General features: G+C 49.6%; 18 protein-coding genes and 1 pseudogene. All 19 read left to right on the top strand.

The features are described 5' to 3' along the window. Positions 1-57: 57 nt before the first annotated feature. The gene (locus QMN38_RS21495; protein ID WP_323605990.1) at positions 58-525 is read left to right on the top strand and encodes a putative T6SS immunity periplasmic lipoprotein; all 468 of its coding nucleotides are present in this window, start codon (positions 58-60) and stop codon (positions 523-525) included. Positions 526-828: 303 nt separating this feature from the next. Then, positions 829-3,696 carry a type VI secretion system Vgr family protein gene (locus tag QMN38_RS21490; RefSeq protein ID WP_323605988.1) on the top strand — a complete coding sequence of 956 codons (2,868 nt, stop codon included), beginning with the start codon at positions 829-831 and terminating at the stop codon, positions 3,694-3,696. Next, complete coding sequence (locus QMN38_RS21485) at positions 3,693-4,124, top strand: hypothetical protein (protein WP_271455771.1); 432 nt, start codon at positions 3,693-3,695, stop codon at positions 4,122-4,124. Before QMN38_RS21490 ends, QMN38_RS21485 begins: the two co-directional genes overlap by 4 nt. A gap of 34 nt (positions 4,125-4,158) precedes the next feature. Then, positions 4,159-6,102: a lipase family protein gene (locus QMN38_RS21480; RefSeq protein WP_323605986.1), complete on the top strand. Its 1,944-nt coding sequence runs from the start codon at positions 4,159-4,161 to the stop codon at positions 6,100-6,102. After that, positions 6,095-6,862, top strand: coding sequence for a hypothetical protein (locus QMN38_RS21475; RefSeq protein ID WP_323605984.1), 768 nt, complete (start codon positions 6,095-6,097; stop codon positions 6,860-6,862). The genes QMN38_RS21480 and QMN38_RS21475 overlap by 8 nt, the downstream gene beginning before the upstream one ends. Positions 6,863-7,010: 148 nt before the next feature. Beyond that, positions 7,011-7,277 (top strand): PAAR domain-containing protein, encoded by a 267-nt coding sequence (locus QMN38_RS21470; RefSeq protein ID WP_323605983.1) that lies wholly within the window; start codon positions 7,011-7,013, stop codon positions 7,275-7,277. A gap of 132 nt (positions 7,278-7,409) precedes the next feature. Continuing rightward, positions 7,410-8,441 carry a hypothetical protein gene (locus QMN38_RS21465; RefSeq protein ID WP_323605980.1) on the top strand — a complete coding sequence of 344 codons (1,032 nt, stop codon included), beginning with the start codon at positions 7,410-7,412 and terminating at the stop codon, positions 8,439-8,441. Beyond that, positions 8,428-11,841 (top strand): ImcF-related family protein, encoded by a 3,414-nt coding sequence (locus QMN38_RS21460; RefSeq protein ID WP_323605979.1) that lies wholly within the window; start codon positions 8,428-8,430, stop codon positions 11,839-11,841. Before QMN38_RS21465 ends, QMN38_RS21460 begins: the two co-directional genes overlap by 14 nt. Continuing rightward, positions 11,841-12,128: pseudogene (locus QMN38_RS21455) on the top strand (hypothetical protein); the annotation flags it as partial. The gene QMN38_RS21460 and the pseudogene QMN38_RS21455, both read left to right, overlap by 1 nt. A gap of 27 nt (positions 12,129-12,155) precedes the next feature. Next, positions 12,156-13,919: a type VI secretion system baseplate subunit TssF gene (gene tssF / locus QMN38_RS21450; protein WP_323605977.1), complete on the top strand. Its 1,764-nt coding sequence runs from the start codon at positions 12,156-12,158 to the stop codon at positions 13,917-13,919. Further along, on the top strand, positions 13,874-14,977 hold the full coding sequence (tssG, locus tag QMN38_RS21445) for a type VI secretion system baseplate subunit TssG (protein ID WP_323605975.1): 1,104 nt from the start codon (positions 13,874-13,876) through the stop codon (positions 14,975-14,977). The genes tssF and tssG overlap by 46 nt, the downstream gene beginning before the upstream one ends. Further along, positions 14,958-15,494: a type VI secretion system lipoprotein TssJ gene (tssJ, locus tag QMN38_RS21440; protein ID WP_271455668.1), complete on the top strand. Its 537-nt coding sequence runs from the start codon at positions 14,958-14,960 to the stop codon at positions 15,492-15,494. The genes tssG and tssJ overlap by 20 nt, the downstream gene beginning before the upstream one ends. Next, a complete protein-coding gene (gene tssE / locus QMN38_RS21435; protein WP_323605973.1) occupies positions 15,487-15,939 on the top strand; it encodes a type VI secretion system baseplate subunit TssE in 453 nt (150 codons plus the stop codon). The genes tssJ and tssE overlap by 8 nt, the downstream gene beginning before the upstream one ends. 14 nt (positions 15,940-15,953) lie before the next feature. Beyond that, a complete protein-coding gene (locus QMN38_RS21430; protein WP_323605971.1) occupies positions 15,954-16,424 on the top strand; it encodes a hypothetical protein in 471 nt (156 codons plus the stop codon). A 121-nt stretch (positions 16,425-16,545) separates the two neighbouring features. Next, complete coding sequence (locus QMN38_RS27045) at positions 16,546-16,944, top strand: YdcA family protein (protein ID WP_416348273.1); 399 nt, start codon at positions 16,546-16,548, stop codon at positions 16,942-16,944. A 78-nt stretch (positions 16,945-17,022) separates the two neighbouring features. Then, positions 17,023-18,267 (top strand): GIY-YIG nuclease family protein, encoded by a 1,245-nt coding sequence (locus tag QMN38_RS21425; RefSeq protein WP_323605969.1) that lies wholly within the window; start codon positions 17,023-17,025, stop codon positions 18,265-18,267. Between the two features lie 46 nt (positions 18,268-18,313). Next, the gene (locus QMN38_RS21420; RefSeq protein WP_323605967.1) at positions 18,314-19,693 is read left to right on the top strand and encodes a VasL domain-containing protein; all 1,380 of its coding nucleotides are present in this window, start codon (positions 18,314-18,316) and stop codon (positions 19,691-19,693) included. A gap of 48 nt (positions 19,694-19,741) precedes the next feature. After that, positions 19,742-21,547 (top strand): ATP-dependent nuclease, encoded by a 1,806-nt coding sequence (locus QMN38_RS21415; protein WP_323605965.1) that lies wholly within the window; start codon positions 19,742-19,744, stop codon positions 21,545-21,547. A 272-nt stretch (positions 21,548-21,819) separates the two neighbouring features. Then, a partial coding sequence (locus QMN38_RS21410) for a hypothetical protein (RefSeq protein WP_323605963.1) occupies positions 21,820-22,809 on the top strand: 990 nt, incomplete at its 3' end.

The following is a 22,809-nucleotide window of genomic DNA, read 5'->3' as shown; positions in this document are numbered from 1 at the left end:
TGATGTTATTGAGTTAGTGATGCGTAAACAATACAAAATTGCATTACGAGGGTTTCCATGGTGAAAGTAAATGGTTTTCGTATGTCTTACTCGGTTGTTCTTCCTGGTGTGTGTCTGGCGATATTAACTGGATGCCCAGGCCCGGGAGATAGGTTTATCCCCCATGAAACCACTTCTGTTAGTAAACAGGGAAAAAACGTATGTTTTAACATTACAGATGCTCAGGATTATCAACCTGCTGACATAGGAATAAATCTGCGCGGAACTCCCTCGAAGGAAAAGGACTTTAATTTTTCCCCTGAACTTACGATCGTTGATGGACAATTATGTATTCCTCCTTCTTTTTATCACTTCCCTGATAATGGGAGGTTTATTGTTGAATATATATTAACTTCAAAGAAACATGATGATGAGCCACGGAAATTTGTTGTCGGCGTGGGGATAAATCATGGGGAGGTTTACAATTTTCCGTTGACCGATCGTGAAATTGCAAGGCCGTATGGTTCAATTAAAGTTTCTGAATAGTGCTCCGGTATGACGTCATGAAGGTTTTTATCTTTTTAGCTTTAGTGGTGGCGGGAATTCTGTTTCTTCCGGATACTTTTATTTAAACGTTTGTTAAGCATTTTATTCCCATTAGTGGCGAAGGGAATATGCGGTAGATAATTTTGAAATGGCCGTGTTGCTGATTAGAACCCTCGCCTGTGCTGTCGGGGATGGAGCCGTAATCATGCTTTTTCGTACTCGCTGAGTACCCCTGATTAAACCTGTTACTTGCCTGTCGGCAACAATGTCATGGACAGCAGGTTGTCCCATGGAGTCAATATCATGAGTCTAACAGATACGCTGAAGAACACCCTGTCTGCATTAACTGAAAGCGGGCTGAACCGCTATCGTCTCGACATTCCATCCTGTACGGCTTCACTGGATGTTGAGACTTTTACCGGTAAAGAGTTCATGAGCGAGCTTTACCACTACACCATCTTGTTCACCAGCAGCGATCAGAATATCAGTTCAGCGCAACTGTTGACCAGGCCTGCCACGCTGACCATGGGAACAGGGCCACTGATGGGGCTGACCGGGCAGAAAGTGGTGCATGGCGTGGTGACGCATTTTAAGCGTATCAGTGGCTCACGTGACCAGGCGACATACCAGATTATTATTGAGCCGTTCCTGTCTCTGCTGCGCAAGCAATTCCGTACCCACCGCTTTTTTGTCAATAAGTCGGTACCGGAAGTCGTCGCTGAAGTATTGCAGGAGCATGGCCTGAAAGGCTGGGAGTATGAGTTCACCCTCAAAGCCGACTATCCGAAGCGTGAACAGATTAACCAGTACAAGGAAAATGACCTCGCGTTCATTGAGCGTCTTCTGGCCGAAGTGGGGATATTCTATTTCTTCACCCTGCAGCCCGATACCCATACCGAGGTGGTGCATTTCGCAGACAAGCAGAGCGCATGGACGTTTGGTAAATCTCTGCCACTCAGCAGTCCGTCAGGGATGAGTGATAATGCTGCTGACTCGGTATGGGGGGTTAACGTCCGACAGAACGTGGTCGAGCGTAATGTTACCGCCAGTGATTACAATCACCGTGAAGCCCAGAATGTTCTGACCTCTGTACCGGCGGACATGACCCGTGGCGATGGTGACGGTGTTACCTACGGTGAGGTCTATCACTACCTGCCGCGTCATCTTGAACGTGGCGATAAAATCACACCTTTAGCGGAAACCGGCAACTTCTGGGCACGCCTTGAACATGAGCGTTTTCTGTCACGACAGACGACTATCAGCGGCTGCAGTAATGATGCCCTGCTTTCTCCGGCCCAGGTGTTGACCATCAGTGAACGCGTTGTACTGCCGACACTGCCATCAGAAACGGACAACGGCATTATCATTACCCGCACGGGCTATATAGCCAGCCGTAAAGATGCCCTGAGCGTGATGTGGGAGGGGATGCCGTACTACGAGAACCGGTGCTGGCGTCCTGCCGCTAAAAAGCGCCCGGTGGTCAGCGGCACGCTGATGGCGCGTGTGACCAGCGCCAAGGATAACGACATCTACGCCTGGCAGGATGCATCCGGCATGTACCGGGTGAAGTTTGATGCCGACCGTGATGACAAACGTCAGGGCATGGAAAGTATGCCGGTGCGTTTTGCCAAGCCTTACGGTGGGGACAAATACGGCTTCCACTTCCCGCTGATACAGGGCACTGAAGTCGCCATTGCGTTTCATGAGGGTGATCCGGATCGTCCGTATATCGCCCATGCCATGCACGACTCCCGCCACGTAGACCACGTCACAGAAGCCAACAGCACGCGTAACGTTGTCAGGACCGCGGGACTGAACAAGCTGCGGATGGAGGACAAGCGTGGTGAAGAGCATATCAAGCTCAGTACGGAGTACGGAGGTAAAACCCAACTCAATTTAGGGCACAACGTCAATGCTTCCAGGGTTCTTCGTGGCGAGGGGGCGGAGCTGCGCACTAACGACTGGGTCAGCGTTCGTGGTGGAAAGGGTGTTTTGCTTACTGCAGATGCTCAGCCTGACGTCGGCAGTAAAATGCTTGAAATGGACAGGGCCGTAGAACAACTGGAACAGGCACTCACGCTGGCAAGAAGCCTGCAGGCTGCAGCGAAAGGAGCGAAGGCAACGGTGTCTGACATCGACAGCCAAAAGACGCTAAACAGCTCTCTGAAATATCTGAAAATGCCAGGAATGCTGGCCAGTGCACCTGCTGGTATAGGCATTCTCAGTCCTGAGGCTGTCCGGCTTGCTTCAGGCGGGGCAAGTATTGGCCTCATGTCAGGTAAAAATACCGATATCAGCGCCGGGCAATCGTTCACTGTAGCGGCAAGCGAGGCTGTAAGTTTGTTTGCACAGGCTGCAGGAATGAAAATGTATGCGGGGGCAGGGACGGTTGATATTCAGGCACAAGCTGATGCCATGAATGTCTCAGCATTACAGGACATCACTGTCGCCAGTGGTCAGGGAAGCGTGAAGGTGAATGCCAGCAAGGAACTGATTTTAAGTTGCGGTGGCGCTTATATAAAGCTTAGCGGTGGGAATATTGAACTGGGATGTCCGGGGAATATTTTGCTGAAAGCGGCCAATGTTAATCAGACCGGTCCTGTCAGTTTAGATACACCACCAGTGACTTTCCCGAAAGGGTATGGCGGAACGTTTACTGTTACCGATCCTGAATCAGGGGATATCAAACCATTCACCAGTTATAAAGTAACGTCTCCTGATGGTGAGATATTTGAAGGAATATCTGACTCGTCAGGGAGGACCACACCGCTTTACACATCGATGCCTGGCAACGTAAACATTGAATTTCCACGTGAGCAAAAGGATGAAGGGCCTGGGCATTGGGTTACGATTGATCATGATTATCATGGGTTGAAAAATACTGCAATTATGGCAATCAATCGCTTAACCTCTATGGGAGATGAAGGACGTGTTTTTGGTTCTGAAGGAAAGGACTATATGAATACGAAGAGAGATAAAATTCAGGAATGGCAGCCTTTGCCATCTGATGCCGCCGACGAGAAATGTCAAAAATCAGCAGTTCATCGCTATGGAGAGCAGAGAAAAGTAACGCAAACTTTCCTGGAAGGTGACGATGCCTGGGCTATTACAGGCCAGTCGTGGCACTGGCAACCAACTACCGCTGATGATGTCTATGAGGGAAGTAAATGAAAGTTTTCTTAAAGCGGAATCGTGTATTGTATTTTTGGGCTATGTTTGACCTCTTTTACATTGTCAGATTTGGTTGGTTGAATATCTCTCAGGGCCGAATTCCTTTAGTTGATGATATATTATCTTTTAGCGATATCTATCCGCAGCAAGGAGTGTATTCGCTAATCCTTTTTTCTTTCTCGTTACTGCTTAACATATCAATTATCTTTTCTGCTGTAATGTTCTTAAAAAAGTGGAAGTATGCAAATTGGACAGTCTATGTTCAAACGCCATTCAGGTTGTTCTTCATGATTCCTTCTATATCAATATTGCCATGGGTGTTTAAATCTATGTCAATCAAGGCTGGAGTGATATTTCTTGCTGCTGTGTTCATCTCAGAGATAATAAAGATTGGAACATTTTATCTAACAAGAAAAGAGAGCCAATAAGTTTGTTATTAAACTTGGACAAGGAGGGATGTTTATGGCAGGCAGTTCATTAGTGACATCTGTGACGCATACAGAAGCAAAAGTTACAGCGGGAAAGCAGAAACCGTATTGGGTAGAATTCCAACTTGTAGATGAACAGAATGAGCCAGTGGCGAATATGCCATGGACTATGGAAAGCGCTCATCCTGTTTCCGGGCCGGTGGAGGGATTCACTTATTCTGGTCAGAGCGATGCTGACGGGCTAATCAGAGTCGATATGCCGCATGGGCTGGAACTGAGGTTGACGTTAGATGGCAATCAGCTGGCTACGGAAATGGAAAAACGTGCCTTGCGTGTGAGCAGGGATGCGGAAAATGATTCTGTTGTTCGCCCCGGTGCAGAAGAGAAGGGTTATATCTGGCACTATGCGGTATTGGGCGAACTATGCCATCAGAAACCTGATTTGCAACTAAGAGAAGGGGAAGAGCTACCTTTATTCCATTTTCCGAACAGCAGTTCATTTCAGGGTGTTAAGGTCAGAACAAATGAGCTTGAAAAACGCCATGTGATTGAAATATGCCCGTTCAGAGCCTGGGATCTAGTGCTCCATCACCAGAATGATTACTCTATGGCCAATACCATCAATTTAGGGTTGGCCTCTGATTTAGCATATGATGATATAGATATCATTACGAAGTATTTTATTAATAAATGTCAGGACCTGTCGACGATACCATCCAGAAAGATTGGTCAATCGACTATTAATGCTTTAGTTGTTGATGTGCCGTATTCTGATAGGTATTTTCTTCCAATAGATATTGATTCGACCAAAGCTGATGATCCTGAAGGAGATACGCAGCTTTATTATGTCTACAACAACAATAAAATAGTCATAGCATGGCGTGGGACTGCAAGTCTGACTGATGGGATAACTGATGCTTCTTTCAGACCAGTAGAGTCCGATAGTTGCAATATCAAATCTGAATGTACTTCATTAGTTCCTGTTGGGAAAGTGCATACTGGTTTTTGGGCTGGTTATACCTTAATTGAAAGAATGTTTGAAAATCAGCTTAATGAACTTAGCAATAAAATTGAAGGTAGGGATTTGTTCATTTGTGGCCATAGCTTAGGAGGAGCGCTGGCGTTAATCCACTCTGCAAAATTAAAGGAAAGTAAACCACTTCTTTATACTTATGGTATGCCCAGAACGTTCACTAAAAATGCTGTTGATGTATTATCAAGTATTACTCATTATCGGCATGTAAATGATCAAGATCCAGTGCCATCGGTTCCGCCTGAAGCTGACCTGGATAATCAGTTATATAAATTATGGGGGCCTTTGGGAACAACGCTTGGTTTTTTATGGTCTGTCGTTGAACTTACCGCCTCGCAAATCGTAGAGTGGGGGGACTGTTTTTGGCACCATGGGAATACGGTCGCATTTTTAACCACAACTCAAAGTAGAAAGTGGCAACAATGTAGTATTGAACTTCCTTACCCAAGAAATTGCATGACCATTCAGGCAAGGCTTCCTGAAAAGGTTAAGCTTTATCTTGTTCCTTCGCTGGCGCTTCAGGAAGCCAAGCAATCCGGGCAAGATCAAAAGGCTTTTAAAGCTTCACTAAATAAGGAAGAACTTCAAGAATTTTTCCCCGAAAGCATGAATCCAAATAGAGGGATTCCTGCGAATGTTGGAAATCATCTTCTGACATCATATATGCCCTATATAAATAATAAATTGTTAGGGTTAGCTTATGAAAAAGGGTTAAGCGATGGAAAGGCCTTCACTGAGCATGCCGATAAAGTAGCATCCTTTAATTTACAAATGGACCACTATTCAGGTGAAATCCCTAAGAATGAGTTTGACAGGAATAAAAAGTTTCTTTCGCTCGAGGATTTGCTAGAAAATTCGCTTAGTTCAACCATCTCTGCCGCATCCGGTTCCGATGCTCTTAAAAGATTTGGCCATTATGGTGAAGAGGACATAGAAAATGTATAAGATATTAAATTCATTCGTCTTAATCCAGTTTGCTTTATTGCTAAATGGATGCGCTCAAGCAACTGACAGAACATTATCACCACCATCGAATTCTGATTGGGTTAGTATTGAGATTAAAAATCCTTCTGCGTATACAAAGCCTTTTCCTCTTGAAGTGTTGTATGTATCAACAACGTGCAAGCGTGAGTTGATGAGTATGCGAGATGGTCAACATTATGAGAAAGTGGGACTCAATCCAATAAAAATACCGCTTCAGGAAAAGGACTCATCCGGTGTATGGATTGCAAAAATAGCAAAAGATGGCGGCAGTAAGTGTAACTGGAAACTGAGTGAATTCAATTTGGGTATTGAATATATTGATGCTACTCACCTGGGGAAGGGGTTAGTTCCGGGGACTGCAGTTGGCGCAACAATTGCGTTTGATGACAATGCAACTAAAAATGGTTTATTTAAAGTATCTGAAAATTCTGAACTTATTTTATCTCCTGCGTACTATCCCTTGGTACAAGACAATAAACGCATTAGTGAAAACAATATGTTGAATTTATTTGGTAAGAAAGATTTTATGCAAATAAAGATGGTTTCTTCTGCTAAAGATATTCAGGTTGTATTTAAACCAACTCTTGATGAATCTAAACTTGTTAAGATGATTGCTCCAAAAGAGCATAAAGCTGGAGCATTTTATAAAATTATCTACCCTGATGGAACGGTTGTGTCTGATGGAACAACTCACCCTGATGTAAACAGATTAAAGGATTAATCTGTGGATAAACTTATAAATAAGTTATTCCTCTGCTCGCTAATGTGCTTTATTGTTAGTTGTGTCAGTCATTATCGCCACCATCCTAACTTCCTGATTTTAATATGATCAATGCACGGTAACTGCTAAATAAATATAGGTGTTAATTATGTCCAATGGCATCGTATTGATCGGTGACAAAACTTCTCATGGCGGAAAAGTGATCTCCGCCTCTTCCAATATTACTGTCGACGGGAAAAAAGCCGCGTTAGTGGGTGATATGGTCAACTGCCCGGTAGAAGGGCATGGAACTAATCCTATCGTGGAAGGATCACCGCACCGGACATTTAACGGGCGGGCTGTTGTGGTCGATGGCTGCAAATGTCAGTGCGGTTGTACTGTAATTTCAAGTGCTCAGAACAGCACTGTAGGATAATCAATGGGCTGGGAAAGGACGAAAGCAACAACAATGGTGTTGCCTCCTGAGCCATCTTTGATGGGATGGCTGTTGGCAGGTGGTATTGCTGCGGTTGTGGGTATTTTGCTGTTTATTCTGCATGCGTCAGGCATGGTTAACGCACTGGCTGTATTCAATATCTGGTGGCTGGTATCCAGCCCGGTTCTTGGCTGGTTTTTCCTTTTTTGTTTGCGGGGGTGGCTGTGGGGAAGAACAGTCAATGAACATCATTTTTTGCAGAAGGAGGCTGAATACGGACAGCAACAGTGGGAAGCATGGGCTGGACGCTATCTGGCCGTACTTGGAAGCAGCATACTGCTACCTTCCGGAGTGACCTCTGACGCCATTGCTAAATCAGATGCTGCAGATGCTCCGCAATTTCTTTCACTGACCTGCCATTTTGATGCGAAATCGACGACGTCCACCTCCTTGCTCGAAATGGGACTGGCCGGTGTACAAGAGGCGATATCAATGTTGCCTGCGACAGTACCATTCAACGTCACCATTGTGAGCGACATGATTTCGTCAGACTTCGAGACCCGGTTTCGCAAATCATGGGGGAAAATTTATCTTGGGCGTGAGCTAACAGGTTCGATCTCATGTTGTGAAGCCCTTTCTTTTGACTGGCTCGAGGAGCGCCTTAAAAATCCCGTTTTCGATATTGATTTGATCCTGATATTGCAGAGTCAGGGTGCTGAACAGTATTCCGATGCACTCGCAGCGATGGTACTTACCAGCGATGATGTTGCTGAAAAATACCAGCTTTCACACTCCGCCCGCATATTGCGACCGATGCCGCTGGACATGACAAATTTCAGGGCTGATATGGGGTTGTTCCTCGAAACACAAACGATCGCCTGTCAGACGTCAAACGTGTTCTGTGATTACGGGCACTGGAATGACGGGTTTGCTGATCTAATGACCGCGTCTCAATCACATCTGACACCGTGGGTGCCCCAGGAAATTGATGTACTGGAAAAATATAACGGAATTCCAGGGGCCGGGAGTGCGTGGCTTCTAGCCTCATTACTGGCCGATATCGTGTCCGTCAGCAACAAACCTGTTTTAGGGTTGTTTACCTCAGGTACTGATCGTTTTGTCAGTACTGTTACCTCAGGGAGTAAAAATAATGATGCCGGGTAGTACATGGAGCAGAGGGGGGCTTGCCGGCATAATAGCCTGCATCTCAGCGATTATAGTGGCCTTGATCCTTCATTTCGGCCCCTCGCATGGCCTTGATACCCGACCGATGCAAGTGCTTGCATTCATTGCCGTATGGATAGTCCTGCTGATTGTTTTCTATACGCCGTTCATGTTCCGGTTTATGAAGGAAAGGTATCATCGCTGGCAGGAACAGAAGAACAATGCGTTGCCTTCTGATGAATCAAGAGTTGCCCGGACTCCGCCACGCAATGTCACCGTTGATACCGTCCGTGACACCATGCGTAACCTCTACGGCCGGCGCTGGGGACGTAAAACCCGTATCCTGTTGATAACCGGCACTGCCGCTGAAGTGGAGCAATTGACTCCGGGCCTTACAACTCAGTTCTGGCAGGAAGACCGCGGCACACTGTTGCTGTGGGGCGGTGACCTCAATACGCCAGCGGACAGTGCCTGGCTGACCGCACTGCGTAAACTGCGCCGTCGCCCGGCAGATGGACTGGTGTGGGTCACTTCAGCTTTTGACCAGCTCTCAGCATCAGACCTGGAACAGCCGCTGCCGGTACCGTCTGAAAGCACCATGGATTCCTTCTCTCATGCCATTAGTGCGCGTATGGAAGCGCTTGGCTGGAAACTCCCACTGTATGTCTGGTCCCTGCATCCGCGCGCCGGTAAGCCGGAAGGGCGCATTGTGCAGGCGACAGGCTGCCTGCTGCCTGCCGGTTGCCGTACCGAAGGGCTGGCAGAGCAACTCTCCACCCTGACGCCGGAACTGATTTTACAAGGTCTACAGCAGACCTGCGGTGAGGTGAAACATAACTTCCTGCTGACGCTGGCCGACCAGCTCATCCGCGAGCCACAGAGCGTGATTGCGCCGCTGTCGATAATGCTCAATCCATACCGTCCGCTGCCGCTGGCCGGCGTGGTATTCAGTCAGCTTTCTGCTGGTGCCGAACGTGCCGTGAAGCACCACTGGGGCATGGATAAGCGCTGGGATGTTCTGCCTGAGTCTGTCCGGATGCTCCCTGTCGGACTGCGTCCGCGCAAGCCGGGTATTCCATGGCGCAAAGTGTGTGGGTCTGCTGTCGCCCTGACAATGGTGGGCTGGGCCGCGTGGATGTGCATCGCATATGTCACCAACCGCAGCCAGATTGACAGTGCAAATGTTCAGGCCGCACTTGCCGCCCGACAGAATCAGCCGCTGGAGCAGCGGCTGCATGCGCTGTCTGAACTCCAGAAAACCCTGGCCCGTCTGCAATACCGCGCTGAGCATGGCGTGCCGTGGTATGAGCAGGCCGGGCTGAGTCAGAACACTGGGCTGCTGGCGGCACTGTGGCCACGTTATCAGGACAGCGCACAACCTTTGCTGCGTGATGCCGCCGCTGTTCACCTGCTGGCTCAGCTCAGTGCCTTTAATGCGTTGCCACCGGGCAGCCCGCGGCGTGAGCAGATGGCAAAAACCACCTATGACCAGCTTAAGCTCTACCTGATGCTGGCGCGTCCGGAACACATGGATGCGGTCTGGTTTAGTTCGGCGCTGCTGCACGACTGGCCAAGACGAGATGGCGTGAAAGACGGCGTTTGGCAAGGGATGGCTCCGTCGCTGCTGTCATTCTATGGTACGCAGTTGGTGATGCATCCGGAGTGGAAGCTCCGTGCTGATGAGGGCATGGTCAGCCAGGCGCGTTCGCTTCTGGTTCGCCTGATGGGCGTGCGGAATAGCGAATCGACCCTCTATCAGAAGATGCTCTCGCAGGTGGCGCACCTGTATGTCGATATGCGTCTCGAAGACATGACCGGGGATACTGATGCTGCCCGCCTGTTCAGCACCACCGAAATCGTGCCAGGCATGTTTACCCGGCAGGCCTGGGAGCAGGCCGTGCAGCCAGCCATCGAAAAGGTGGTGAAGGCGCGTCGGGATGAGCTCGACTGGGTGCTCACTGACAGCAAGCGTCAGGTCAGTACACAGGATGAGACCTCCCCGGAAGCGCTGAAAAAACGTCTGACGGAACGCTACTTCGCGGACTTTAGCGGGGCCTGGCTGGCGTTCCTCAACAGTCTGCGCTGGAACCAGGCCGCGACGTTGTCAGATTCCATTGACCAGTTGACCCTGATGGCCGATGTGCGCCAGTCACCTCTGGTCGCCTTGATGAATACCCTTAACGTGCAGGGCTGCACCGGGCAGAGCGGGGAGGCGATTTCGGATTCGTTGGTGAAATCAGCGAAAAATCTGCTCGGTGGTGACAACCAGGCTGCCATTGACCAGAGTGCCGGCGTTCATGGTCCGCTGGATGCGACCTTTGGTCCGGTGCTGGCGCTGATGGACAAAGGCCGTACGGGTTCCCAGGAGCAGAGCCTGCAGTCATACCTAACCCGCGTGACACAGGTGCGTCTGCGCCTGCAGCAGGTGACCAATGCCGCCGACCCGCAGGCTATGACCCAGACCATTGCTCAGACGGTATTCCAGGGCAAAGCCGTGGATCTGACGGAGACCCGTGATTATGGCAGCCTGATTGCCGCCGGTCTGGGGCAGGAGTGGAGCGGCTTTGGGCGCACGGTGTTTGTGACCCCAATGGAGCAGGCCTGGCAGCAGGTGCTGACCCCGGCGGCCGACAGCCTCAATACCCAGTGGCAGAAGGCGGTGGTGGCTGAATGGAACAGTGCCTTTGGTGGACGCTATCCGTTTAACAATTCCAGCAGCGATGTTTCTCTGCCGCTGCTGGCTAAATACCTTAACGCGGATTCCGGGCGCATCGCGCAGTTCCTGCAGACCCGTCTCAAAGGCGTGCTGCACAAAGAGGGCAACCACTGGGTGCCGGACAGCATCAACTCTCAGGGACTGGCCTTTAACCCAGCGTTCCTCAATGCCATCAACACCCTGAGTCATATCTCGGATGTCGCCTTCACCGAAGGTAATGCCGGCATGAACTTCGAACTGCGCCCGGGCACTGCCGATGGTGTGATGCAGACGGACATGATTATCGACAGCCAGAGGCTGACCTACGTGAACCAGATGCCCGCGTGGAAGCGCTTCGCCTGGCCTGCGGATACAGAGGCTCCGGGGGCGAACCTGAGCTGGATTAGCACTCAGGCTGGCACTCGCCAGTACGCCGACATTCCAGGTGCATGGGGCTGGATCCGACTGCTCGATAAAGCCGCCGTCAGTGCTTACCCGGGTGTCGGCAGCAGCTACAGCCTGAGCTGGAAGGTACAGGACGGCCGTACGCTCAATTATACCCTGCGAACCGAAGCTGGAGAGGGACCACTGGCACTACTGAATCTGCGTAATTTCCGCCTCCCGGAAACCATCTTCAGCACCACCGGGATCGTACCATCAGACCCAGCGACAGATACGGCCAGTGACGACAGAGAGGCGTACTGATGAGTACGCTTAATGCCTTGCTCAGTGCCTGCCTGGCAGAACAGGCTCCCTTGCTTGCCACCACTTGTGAGCGTGTGGCGCAGTGGGACAGTTGGCTGCACCCGCAGCGTGACCGCAGCCGTAAGACGGCACTGGAATGGCTGGCAGGATCGCGTATGACCGACTCGCTTTCCCTGTACCCGGAAGTGGCCAGGATCGATGCGATGCGCACCACCGGAGCGCTGCGGCTGATAGTCAGGTTTGCTGAAAACGAGCCGGATGAAACCCGCCCGTGCCGCCGTGCTTTGCGGTTAAATCCACAGGAACAGAAATAAATGGAAGATTTGACCCTGCGTTATTACGACGCAGAAATGCGCTACCTCCGTGAAGCCGCCAAAGAATTCGCCCGGGCCCATCCGGACCGTGCCGCGATGCTTGATCTGGATAAGGCCGGAACCCCCGATCCCTACGTTGAACGTCTGTTTGAAGGCTTTGCTTTCTCAATGGGGCGGTTGCGTGAAAAGATAGACGATGACCTGCCAGAACTCACCGAAGGACTGGTTAGCATGCTCTGGCCGCACTATCTGCGCACCATCCCGTCGCTTTCGGTAGTGGCACTCACCCCGTCTTTTCATGAGATGAAAATGGCGGAAGTCGTGCCTGCGGGGCTGGAAGTGTATTCCCGCCCGATGGGGCCGAAGAACACAGTGTGTCGATACCGCACCACGCAGGATGTGATGATCAATCCATTGAGCGTTTCTGGCATCACTATGACCACCGAACCCGATGGTCGCTCTCTGCTGCGGATGCGCTTTACCTGCAGTAGCCAGGCTGACTGGTCCAGTGCTGATCTCAGTCGCCTGAGCCTGTATCTCGGTGCAGATGCCCCCGTCAGCAGCCAGTTGCATCTGATGCTGACCAAACGGCAGGCGGCACTCTACATGCGCCTGCCCGGCCAGACCGACCGCATACGCCTTGACGGGTACTTCTCGCCGGGAGGATTTGCGGAGGAGGATGGGCTGTGGCCAAAAGGTGATACCGCGTTCAGTGGCTACCAGCTGCTGCTGGAGTATTTCACCTTTCGCGACAAGTTTATGTTTGTCCACCTCAATGGCCTGGACGGTATTACGCCGCCTGCCGGAGTGGAGTACTTCGATATTGAAGTTGTGCTCAGTACGCCGTGGCCATCAGACCTGCCGATCACCGATGAGGCGGTTCGTCTGCACTGTGTGCCGGTGATTAACCTGTTCACCCTGGAGGCGGACCCGCTCACTATCACCGGGCTTGAAAGTGAGTACCTGCTGCGCCCTAAGCGGCTGCAGGACGGGCATACCGAGATTTACTCGGTGGATTCGGTTACCGGCTCCAACCGGGCCAACGATGCGGAGTACGTGCCGTTCAGCAGCTTCCGCCATAAAGGAGGGATGATGCGTCGTCATGCGCCACCGCGCTACTACCATACCCGAGTGAAACGCAGCGTGACCGGGCTGTATGATACCTGGCTTATCCTGGGGGGACATCAGTGGGAAAATGACCGGTTATTTGAACGTGAAGCCGTGTCGCTGCAAATCACCGGTACTAACGGCCAGTTGCCGCGTCGGGCATTGCAGAGCACGCTACTGGATCGCTGCGAGCAGGTGGTGGATACGCAGCTTTCTGTGTGTAACCTCTGCAAGCCCACGCTGCCTGTCTATCCTCCAGCGGAAGACCGTTTCCACTGGCGGGTATTGAGCCACCTCGGCTCCGGTTTCCTGAACATGATGAGCACCGCCGAAGTGCTGCGCGGGACGCTGGCGCTTTATAACTGGCAGGAAGATGAACTGAACATCCGGCGTCTGGAGGCGATTTTGCATGTGGAGCACCACCGCTTGCAACGTTTTGAGCAGGGCTTTCTGCTGCGCGGGCTGGATATCGAAGTGACCCTCGACAGTAATGGTTTCACCGGTGAGGGCGATATTCATTTGTTCGGTGAAATGCTTAACCGGTTCTTTGCATTGTATGCCGATATGAACCAGTTCAACCAGCTCACCCTCATCGTTCAGCCAGAAGGAAAATGCATCCGGTGGAAAGAGAATCACAGTCCACGCCTGCCCGGCTGATGGCGCAGTTACGGCAGTACCTGCCGTATATGAACTTTTATCGCTTCTGCCAGTTACTGGAGCAGAGCCAGGCGGATAAACCGGTTATCGGCAGCAGCTGGCAGGTACGTCATGAACCGGTACGTTTTCGGCCCCATCCGGGCATGGGTTTTCCGGCCTCTGAGATCAAAGGGGCAGAGCTACCTGAACATCCGCACCTTCCACCCACAATCCGTACCACCTTTATGGGGCTCTACGGCGTGGAGTCACCTCTGCCAACGCACTATATCGATGACATCACCCAGCGCCGGGAAGGGTATGAGGCCACCGCGGATTTCCTCGATATCTTCAACCACCGGCTGATTGCTCAGTACTACCGTATCTGGCGTAAATATTCATATCCGGCGACTTTCGAAGAAGGCGGTAAGGACAAAACCTCGCAGTACCTGTTGGGGCTGGCCGGACTCGGTATTGAAGGCTGTACGGACAGTATCTCAACCCCGGCTTCGCGCTTTCTGTCACTGCTGCCGGTCATGTTGTTGCCCGGACGAACCGCAGAAGGCATGGCCTCGCTGGTGCGCCTGCTGGCACCCAACACGCAGGCGAAAATTTGGCACCACGACAAACGCCGTGTGCCGCTGAAGAAGCCGCTGACCATGAGCGTCAGCCAGCCCGTCACCCTGACAAACCGCCCGGTGATGGGCAACTATGCCACCGACGTGAACAGCCAGATACTGATGCGACTGGTCACCACTGACACGGCAGAAGTGCTGGGCTGGTTACCGGGCGGGGAGCTTCACACGGATTTAATGGCGCTGCTGCATGTGTATCTTGGGTCTCGCCTGGATGTCCGCCTGCAGCTGTGTGTCGACCGTAGCCTGCTTCCGGACGCGACAATGAGCACTAAACCCAACGCCGGAGCAGTCCAACTGGGCCGCACCGCTGTGATGCGGCCGCTGAATGCGGCGAACACAGTAACGCACCCCAACACTATAACCATCAATCTTGGCCGCTATGAACGGGTACAGGAAAATATTCACCGCAGGGAGACCGATGAAGATGGCGATTACCGCTGGTAAATTTCCTCTGGCTGCGCTGGCCGTTGGTATCACACTGATACTGGCGGGCTGTGGGCTGACTCAAAAAGTGACAGACGGCACTGTTGCCGTGACCAAATCGATTTTTTATAAGCAGATAAAAAACCTGCATCTGGATATTCACGCCCGCGAGGCCGTCAACAGCAATGCGGGTGGCGTGGCACTGTCCACAGTAGTGCGTATTTACCAGCTCAAAGACCGGAAAACATTTGACACGACAGACTACCCGTCACTGTTCAAGGCGGACAGCCAGGCCATTAAAGCAGACCTGGTAGCTGAGAAAGATATCCGCCTGCAGCCGGGCGGGGCAGTGACGGTTGATATGCCGATGGAAGAGAGTGCGCAGTATGTGGCAGTAGCTGGCATGTTTATGTCACCGGACCAGGTGAACAACACCTGGCGGGTGGTACTGAGCCGCGATGATCTTGATCCGGATAAAGCCCGCGTTATTGAGGCGGGGAACAACCGACTGACCCTGCAGGCGCTAAAAGATGAGTGAATCCTCCCGTCCTTCACTCTATGAAACGCTCTACGGCAACTTCACTGTTGGCCTCGATCTCCATCAGGTCAGTGAACAAAACCAGGCCATTCTCTCGGTACTGGATAACATGCAGCGCATCCTCAACTGTCGCGCCGGCACGCTGGCGCATCTGCCGGATTATGGCCTGCCGGATATGACCAAAATCCTGCAAGGCATGCCGGGTACGGCCCATGAGCTGATGGGGACCCTGTCTGCCGTCCTGCTCAAATATGAGCCGCGTCTGAAAAAAATTACTGTCGTCCTGCTGGAGCAAAACGCCCCCGGTGAGTTGCGTTATGCCATTGATGCTGAGCTGAAGGGCATTGGCCTCGTACGCTATGGCACCGAGTTTATGCCCGAGGGACGAGTGATGCTGAGACATCTGAAGCAACAGCAGTATCTCAGCACAGCAACCCGCCTGTAAGGTCAGATAACACCATGTCAGTAAAATCACAGTTTCTCGAAAAACTGCAGACCAGACAGTCTGCTCCGGCTGCATCTGTCAGCAAGACTCAGGCCGATATTGCAGAGTTTTGTCTGCGAATGACTCAACTTCAGGAGCAGATGGACGCGTGGCTGGAAAGTACCGGACTGAGCGTGGAGGCGTACAGTACATCTGTTACGGACCTGCTGGTTGAGGGGAGAGTATTTGATATTGATGCTCTCGTTCTGCGTATCGACGACCGGTCTGTAAAATTTGTGCCGGTATTCCTTTATGGTCAGGGTGTAACCGGGTGCGTGGAGGCGACCTTCCATAATGGAAGACTCGTGACGCCTCTGGGGCGATTATTTATGCGGTCAGGCACGGTGAACAACTGGACCTTTACTCCGCCTGGTGCTTTATCCCCCTCCGGGCAGAGTTTTGATGAGAGCATATTTTTTGGTTTGATTCTGGCGCTTCTTCCATAGCGGAGCCGGAATGAGTAATAGTTTGTTTGCCTGTCTGTCATTGCATAATTACCTGGCGAAACAGTTAATGGCTGACGGAGAACAGAGAAATAAAATAACGAAATAAATAACGGATATGGAAATGAGAAAATTAATCTTTCTTCTGGTCTCAGGGGTACTGTTTACGGCACAAGCCGATGCTACGCGTGGAAGGCAGCCCTGCTCAGGTTCAAAAGGCGGTATAGCGCACTGCACTTCGGATGGCAGCTTTGTCTGTAATGACGGGAGTCTGAGTCAGTCGAAACGATTTTGTTCCGGGTATGGTTCCTCAGAAGCCAGCAATCCGTTAAGACCGTCTACTTCCACTCGCAAAGCTAAAATGAAAAAAGTGACAACTGCGAAAAAGCAGGAGCCGCAAAGTGTTGCAGAAAACGACGAGTCGGTCAGTACCCAACCCCGACAGCCCACATGCGCTCCCCTCTATATGGCCAGCAAGCCCGGATACACTCATTTACCGATTTGCTCTGGGAATCAGTATTAATTCGATATGGAAAAGATTCTCTTCCCATTATTCATATTAAATCGTCAGGGTAAACATAAGAAAGGAAAGAAATAAAACATGGCAAGAAGAAAAAAAGATGACAATGCAGCAGGTATCATCCTGGTTATTCTTGGCGCAATTGCCTGGGGTGTTTATGTCGCGGTAAGAGCATTAATCAATCTTAATGAGCGATTTATTGAGTCTGTGTCGAATCCGGCCGGAATCATCGGTCTGTTCTTTGGCTTACTGATAGCCGTTGCGCTGATAATGCGGGTTTTCATTTACCGGGGCTTTCGGAGGAAAACAGCGGAGCTTGAACAGGCCGTGTCGGACCTGGCACAGAAAAATAAAGCCTTTGAGGAAACTGTCAGTACTGAAGTAGCTCGCGGTCTGTATCAGGAAAAGAAACAGCTTTCCGGCCAGTGGGATGACTTTCACAATGCCAGAAACAAAGCCTCCCGCGCACTGCAGCGTATTGTGGACTCCGCGTATAAATTCAAAGTCAAAACCCTGCTTTCCGGCACCACGGTAAATAACTGGCAAAGTAAGTACGACCAGCTCAGGAAGGAGAGAGAGGCTTACGCGGCCATCAGCGAGAAAATCACCTTTCTGGAACTTGAGGATAACGCCGACTGGGAAGGCGTAAAACAGCAGTTTCTGGATAAGGTCGCCCTGCTGGAAAAAGCGCAGGAAGAAAAAGAATATCAGGCTGAGCTCAAGCGTCAGATGCGGGAAGAGAAACAGCGACAGGATGAGCTGGAGCAGCAGCAGCGCGAAGCGGAAGAGGAGGAGCAACGCCTTGCTGAGCAGCAGCGTTTACTGGAAGAAGCCCTTCTCGCTGCTGAAGGTGCGCACCGGGAAGAGCTGGAAAGACAGCGTCTGGAGCTGGAGCAGAAAATCCAGGACGTGCATCAGCAGTATGAACGCGCCAAATCTATGGCCCAGCTCACGAAACAGGGACACGTGTATGTGATTTCGAATATCGGCTCCTTCGGTGAAAACGTCTTCAAAATCGGTATGACCCGACGGCTGGAGCCTATGGAGCGTGTGAAAGAACTGAGCGGGGCAGCCGTGCCGTTTGATTTTGACGTCCACGCTATGATTTCCTGCGATGACGCTCCTGCGCTTGAAAAGACACTTCACGACCATCTGGAGCGTTACCGGATTAACCGGGTTAACCTGCGTAAGGAATTTTTCCGGGTTGAACTCAGCAAAATTATCGATGAGGTTGAGCGTCACCATGGGCAGGTTGAATATATTGCTGACCCGGTGGCGCTACAGTATCTGCAGAGTCTCCGATATGCAGAAAGCGAAGCCGCATAAGCAATCACTTTCAATCGCTCCTTATACGTCAAATGGACAACCGGTCATGAATGACATCACCCCGCGTAAAATCAAAACCGGCGGAGACCCGCGCACGCTACTGGATTATGCCACCCTGCGTGATGAACTGAGTAAGCTGACACATCCGGCTCGCCCGGATGTGAACTGGCGTTATGCCGAAAAACTCTGTTTCTCACTGTTTGAGCAGAACGGCGTGGAACTGCAAACGGCAGCCTGGTATACGCTTGCGCGTACGCAACTGGCCGGCTTATTCGGGCTCAATGAAGGGCTGACGATACTCGAGGCGCTGATAAGTCATCAGTGGGGGGCGCTGTGGCCTCAGCCTGTCCATGCCCGCATGGAAATCCTCAGCGGTCTGAGTCAGCGCCTGCAGCAACGAATGCGCTCGCTGCCGCTGAATTACTGTGACCTCAGCCAGTTGTACCGGGCTGAGCAACTACTTACCGGACTGGGAGAGGTACTGCAGCGCCTGGAGCTTAAGCATCTGAGCCAGCTCGATACATTGCGTACTATGATGCACAACAGTGCTGTCCGGCTGGAAAACAGCGATGGCATAACCAGCACGGGGTCGAACATTCAGCCAGGTATTGTGTTGTCGGCCACCGTGATGAATGCTGCGACAGCATCCACGAGAGACTTTGCTGGTGGTCCGGATGAAGATACGCCAGAGAGTGCAGTGAAGTGGGTATATGTCGCGCAACCGGAACAGAAGCCGAATGTTGAGGTGCTGGCAGCAGTGCCCACTCCGGTAAAAAAATGGGAATCCTTAGTCGCCGGGATGTGTACCATGCTGGTGGTAAGTGCAGTAACGGTATGGAGCTGGCATATTCTTCACCGTCCAGACCCTTTACAGACTCGGCTTGCAGCTTCACTGGCTCCGTTCCCTGCACCTCTCACGTCTGAACAACTGGGGATTTTGCGTCAGCGGACTCCGTTACCGCAGGACCTTATCGCACAGACTCAGCAGCAGCTTGCCCGCCTGGATAAGTTGCCGCCTGACTGGGATATTGCATACAGCAGAAAACTCATCGAACAGGTTCAGGTATTGTGGCCGGAACAGGCTAAGACCCTGGTACAACAGTGGCAACAACAGATTAATATATCAGTACTTCCTGCCGATAAAACGAACGGCTGGCATGAAGGTATGATGCAGCTTCAGGCTCTTGCCGATAAACTGAATACACTTGATGGTCAGAAGGGAAAATACATCACCGTCAGTGAACTTAAATCGCAGATCTTTGGGATGCTGACAAGCTTCCGGCAGACCGTGCCGGTGGAAGAACAGCTTCGGCAGTTGAAACTGCTCCCTGAAGACTCTCCGCAGCGTCAGCAGCAGATTCAGCAGGCTGAGCAGCATCTCCGGGCTCAAGTCTATATGCTGGCGCAGGAAAAACATCGTGACTGATGTAAATCATTGAGCGGTTAACAGGAATCTCATTAAGGGAGTATTTTTATGAAGTTGTATAGTCTTAAAGTAAATGGGTTTAAACGTATCCAGTCTGCAGAAATAAAATTTGGCGATGCCACATTTTTAATTGGTGCTAATAATGCTGGTAAAAGCTCTGTACTGAAAGCTGTTGAATGGTTGCTTTCGGATAAAAAGAAGATGGATGTTGATTGTTTCTATTGTGAACTTGATGATTCACGTGAAAATAAAATAGCAACTGAGTCAATTATACTTGAGGCTGAATTCAGGAATGTGCCGGATGAGGCATTGCAATGGAGGGGATTTAAGGGGAGGATATTCGATTATGATGCTGGGGATAGCGGTGAAACAGGAAAGTCACTGATCTACAGAAAAACATATGAGCCTGGTAATGATGCCGTCATTGAATTGAAGTCTCTTTCAAGAAAACTTAACCCGCGTTTTGAAAATGCAGTCAGAGCATCTGACCTGATTGAAGCAGGGGCTAATTCCGAACTTATATCTGAATATTTTCCGGATCCAGCCAAAAAACTAAATGCGGCTGACAAAGAAAAACTAAAACTCATTGATGAATTATGGGACGTTTCTGATGATGAAGAAATTTGGGATAAAAACCCAGGTGGAATTGCTGGAGTTGTGCTGTCCCGGTTGCCTGCATTTTTATTAATACCAGCAGAATCAGCTTCTCATGAAATTGAGACCAAAACGGGGGCCTTACAGAAAACGCTGAATGAACTATTCAAAGATGTGCGTGGTAATTCAGAAAATTACAGAAAGGCGCAGGAATCCCTGAATGCACTTGCGAAAGAATTAGATCCTGCAGATGAAACTTCAGAGTTTGGCGTGATGATGGGTGAGCTTAACGGTGTATTAAGCGGAGTTTTTCCTGAATCAAAGATATATGCTACGGCTGATTTATCTGACCCTGATAACGTACTTCTCCCCTCCTTCTCGGTTGAAATGTCGAGTAACATCAGAACATGCGTGTCAAATCAGGGTACCGGAATGATTCGGGCTGCTGTATTTGGATTACTGAGATTTCGGCAGCAATGGTTGAGAAAAAAAGGTAAGGATGATGCTGCAACCAGAAGTCTCATTATTGGGTTTGAAGAACCAGAAATATATTTACACCCCAGTGCAGCAAACCAGATGAGAGATTTGATTTATGAACTGTCAGATGGCCAGTCACAAATAATAGCGACAACACATTCACCTTATTTGATTGACCTGTCAAGGAAGCCCCGGCAAGTACTTAACCGATTCCATTATGATAATTCGCATACAACTGTCTACCCACTATCAGTAACAGAAAAATTTAAAGCCCTGCAGGATAATGATAAAGATCAGATAAAAATGCTGATTAAGCTGGATGATCATGTATCGAGGATCTTTTTTACCCGAAAGGTTGTTGTTGTCGAAGGCGATACAGAGGAAGTCATTATCAAGGAAGCTATCCGCAGAATGCCGCAAGTGATGCGAAATAAGTTACTTGCATCAACAGAACTGGTTAAAGCGCGTGGTAAGGCTGCAATTATCGGCCTGGTGAAGTATCTTAGCGCGCTGGATGTCGATTTTTTTGTTATCCATGATCGTGATGGTGGCACTCCTGGAGCTGAGGTTTTCAATGCTCCGATTGCTGCTGCTGTTGGGGACGCCAGTAAAGTTATCATGCTGGAAGAGTGCGTTGAGGATCTGCTGGGGTATCCTGCTCCAGGTAGTGAAAAACCATTTAAGGCATTTCAGGAAGCGCAGCGCTGGGGGGATGACTGGAATGATGTTCCTGAGCCATTAAGGAGAATACTAACCAGAGCTTTTTCACCGTTTATTCATTGAGTAGACTGGATGCAAAAAAGAGAAAATACCTGTAAATAGGGAACTGAATACGAGCGCCTGGCGCACTACCAGTACATTCGCCAGCGCTCTCTTGGTTGAAAAGCAACGTCTGTAGTTGGTGCAGTGAAATCGCAACAGGCTGCCTGTAATTTGAATTCGCTGATTCATTTACTTGAACAATCGACAGTATCATCGAGCGATACCATTACTTTGTTCAATTAAAATATGAAGTTAGAATCTAATGATAGATTGATTTTATCAAAGGGGAGAGTGTGACAATTGCAAAGGATTCTATTAATGGTGAGATTGTTCACGGTCATGATCTCAGGGGAATGAATGATCTCTATATACGAACAACCACCTTTGAATGCCCCTATGACAAGTGCAGGATACTGGCTACACCATGTAGTTACAAAGAAACAAATTTAAATCAATCATACTTCCGATATAAAGAAGATCATAAGCCTGGATGCGAGATTCATGATCCTAAGAATGAAAATAAGCATAAATCAAAAGGTGATAAAAAGCATAACTCACCACCGGCATTAGCTATATCTCTTCTGAGACTCGATGTACCTGAAAGAAAGAGCGTTACTTCTAGAAGAGGGCCTGATCAGCGGGTGCGAGATGATGAAAAAGAGTCGGAGGATAAAGCACATCCAGTATCTTCCTCGAGTATCAAACCGGTAGTAGACTACTACGTTAATGGTGATAATCGGTATGAATTGTTATCAATCCCCCCTTATGGGGTTAGAAGTTATAAAGATACTTTCCAGTTAATTATTTATAGAGAAGGTATTAGATATAACAAACCGGCAATTTACTTTGGTAAAATCCAATCCAATATACGTCTGGAGAGAAAGTCGGATTGTTATTACCTTACTTTTTTAGCCAGAAAGAAAGGTACTAAGCAGGCATATAAACTTGAAATAGATGTTTCAGGGTGGGATGAAAGTAAAAAAAACTTTTTCTATGATGAGTATGAAAAGCAACGGAGAGAAGCGAATGACTATTACAATGGATTAAAAGATAAGAGAAAAGCAACCAAATACCTTAATGTTTTTTTCTTTGGTTTTCCCGATGAGTTTGATAAGTTTTTATTTAAAACTAATCGTTTTAAACTTATTTATATAGTGTTCTTGAATGAGTTTGATGCAACTTACAATGACACAAACTACTACATTGAAAAAGAACCACGAATTGGATATGAAATTAACAACGAACATTTGACTGTTCATCAAAATAAAATAAACCTTGCTGAG

The organism is Citrobacter sp. R-1.5.2, assembly GCF_035064245.1.
GTDB lineage: Bacteria > Pseudomonadota > Gammaproteobacteria > Enterobacterales > Enterobacteriaceae > Citrobacter.
This window is presented reverse-complemented; position numbering and strand designations above follow the sequence as displayed.

Bases quoted from the DNA above. Each gene is read 5' to 3' on its own strand.
- QMN38_RS21460 (WP_323605979.1), top strand. From the start codon at position 8,428: ATGATGCCGGGTAGTACATGGAGCAGAGGGGGGCTTGCCGGCATAATA.
- tssG (WP_323605975.1), top strand. From the start codon at position 13,874: ATGCATCCGGTGGAAAGAGAATCACAGTCCACGCCTGCCCGGCTGATG.
- QMN38_RS21485 (WP_271455771.1), top strand. From the start codon at position 3,693: ATGAAAGTTTTCTTAAAGCGGAATCGTGTATTGTATTTTTGGGCTATG.
- QMN38_RS21430 (WP_323605971.1), top strand. From the start codon at position 15,954: ATGTCAGTAAAATCACAGTTTCTCGAAAAACTGCAGACCAGACAGTCT.
- QMN38_RS21480 (WP_323605986.1), top strand. From the start codon at position 4,159: ATGGCAGGCAGTTCATTAGTGACATCTGTGACGCATACAGAAGCAAAA.
- QMN38_RS21465 (WP_323605980.1), top strand. From the start codon at position 7,410: ATGGTTAACGCACTGGCTGTATTCAATATCTGGTGGCTGGTATCCAGC.
- tssE (WP_323605973.1), top strand. From the start codon at position 15,487: ATGAGTGAATCCTCCCGTCCTTCACTCTATGAAACGCTCTACGGCAAC.
- QMN38_RS21475 (WP_323605984.1), top strand. From the start codon at position 6,095: ATGTATAAGATATTAAATTCATTCGTCTTAATCCAGTTTGCTTTATTG.
- QMN38_RS21420 (WP_323605967.1), top strand. From the start codon at position 18,314: ATGAATGACATCACCCCGCGTAAAATCAAAACCGGCGGAGACCCGCGC.
- QMN38_RS21425 (WP_323605969.1), top strand. From the start codon at position 17,023: ATGGCAAGAAGAAAAAAAGATGACAATGCAGCAGGTATCATCCTGGTT.
- QMN38_RS21470 (WP_323605983.1), top strand. From the start codon at position 7,011: ATGTCCAATGGCATCGTATTGATCGGTGACAAAACTTCTCATGGCGGA.
- QMN38_RS27045 (WP_416348273.1), top strand. From the start codon at position 16,546: ATGAGAAAATTAATCTTTCTTCTGGTCTCAGGGGTACTGTTTACGGCA.
- QMN38_RS21415 (WP_323605965.1), top strand. From the start codon at position 19,742: ATGAAGTTGTATAGTCTTAAAGTAAATGGGTTTAAACGTATCCAGTCT.
- tssJ (WP_271455668.1), top strand. From the start codon at position 14,958: ATGGCGATTACCGCTGGTAAATTTCCTCTGGCTGCGCTGGCCGTTGGT.
- tssF (WP_323605977.1), top strand. From the start codon at position 12,156: ATGGAAGATTTGACCCTGCGTTATTACGACGCAGAAATGCGCTACCTC.
- QMN38_RS21495 (WP_323605990.1), top strand. From the start codon at position 58: ATGGTGAAAGTAAATGGTTTTCGTATGTCTTACTCGGTTGTTCTTCCT.
- QMN38_RS21490 (WP_323605988.1), top strand. From the start codon at position 829: ATGAGTCTAACAGATACGCTGAAGAACACCCTGTCTGCATTAACTGAA.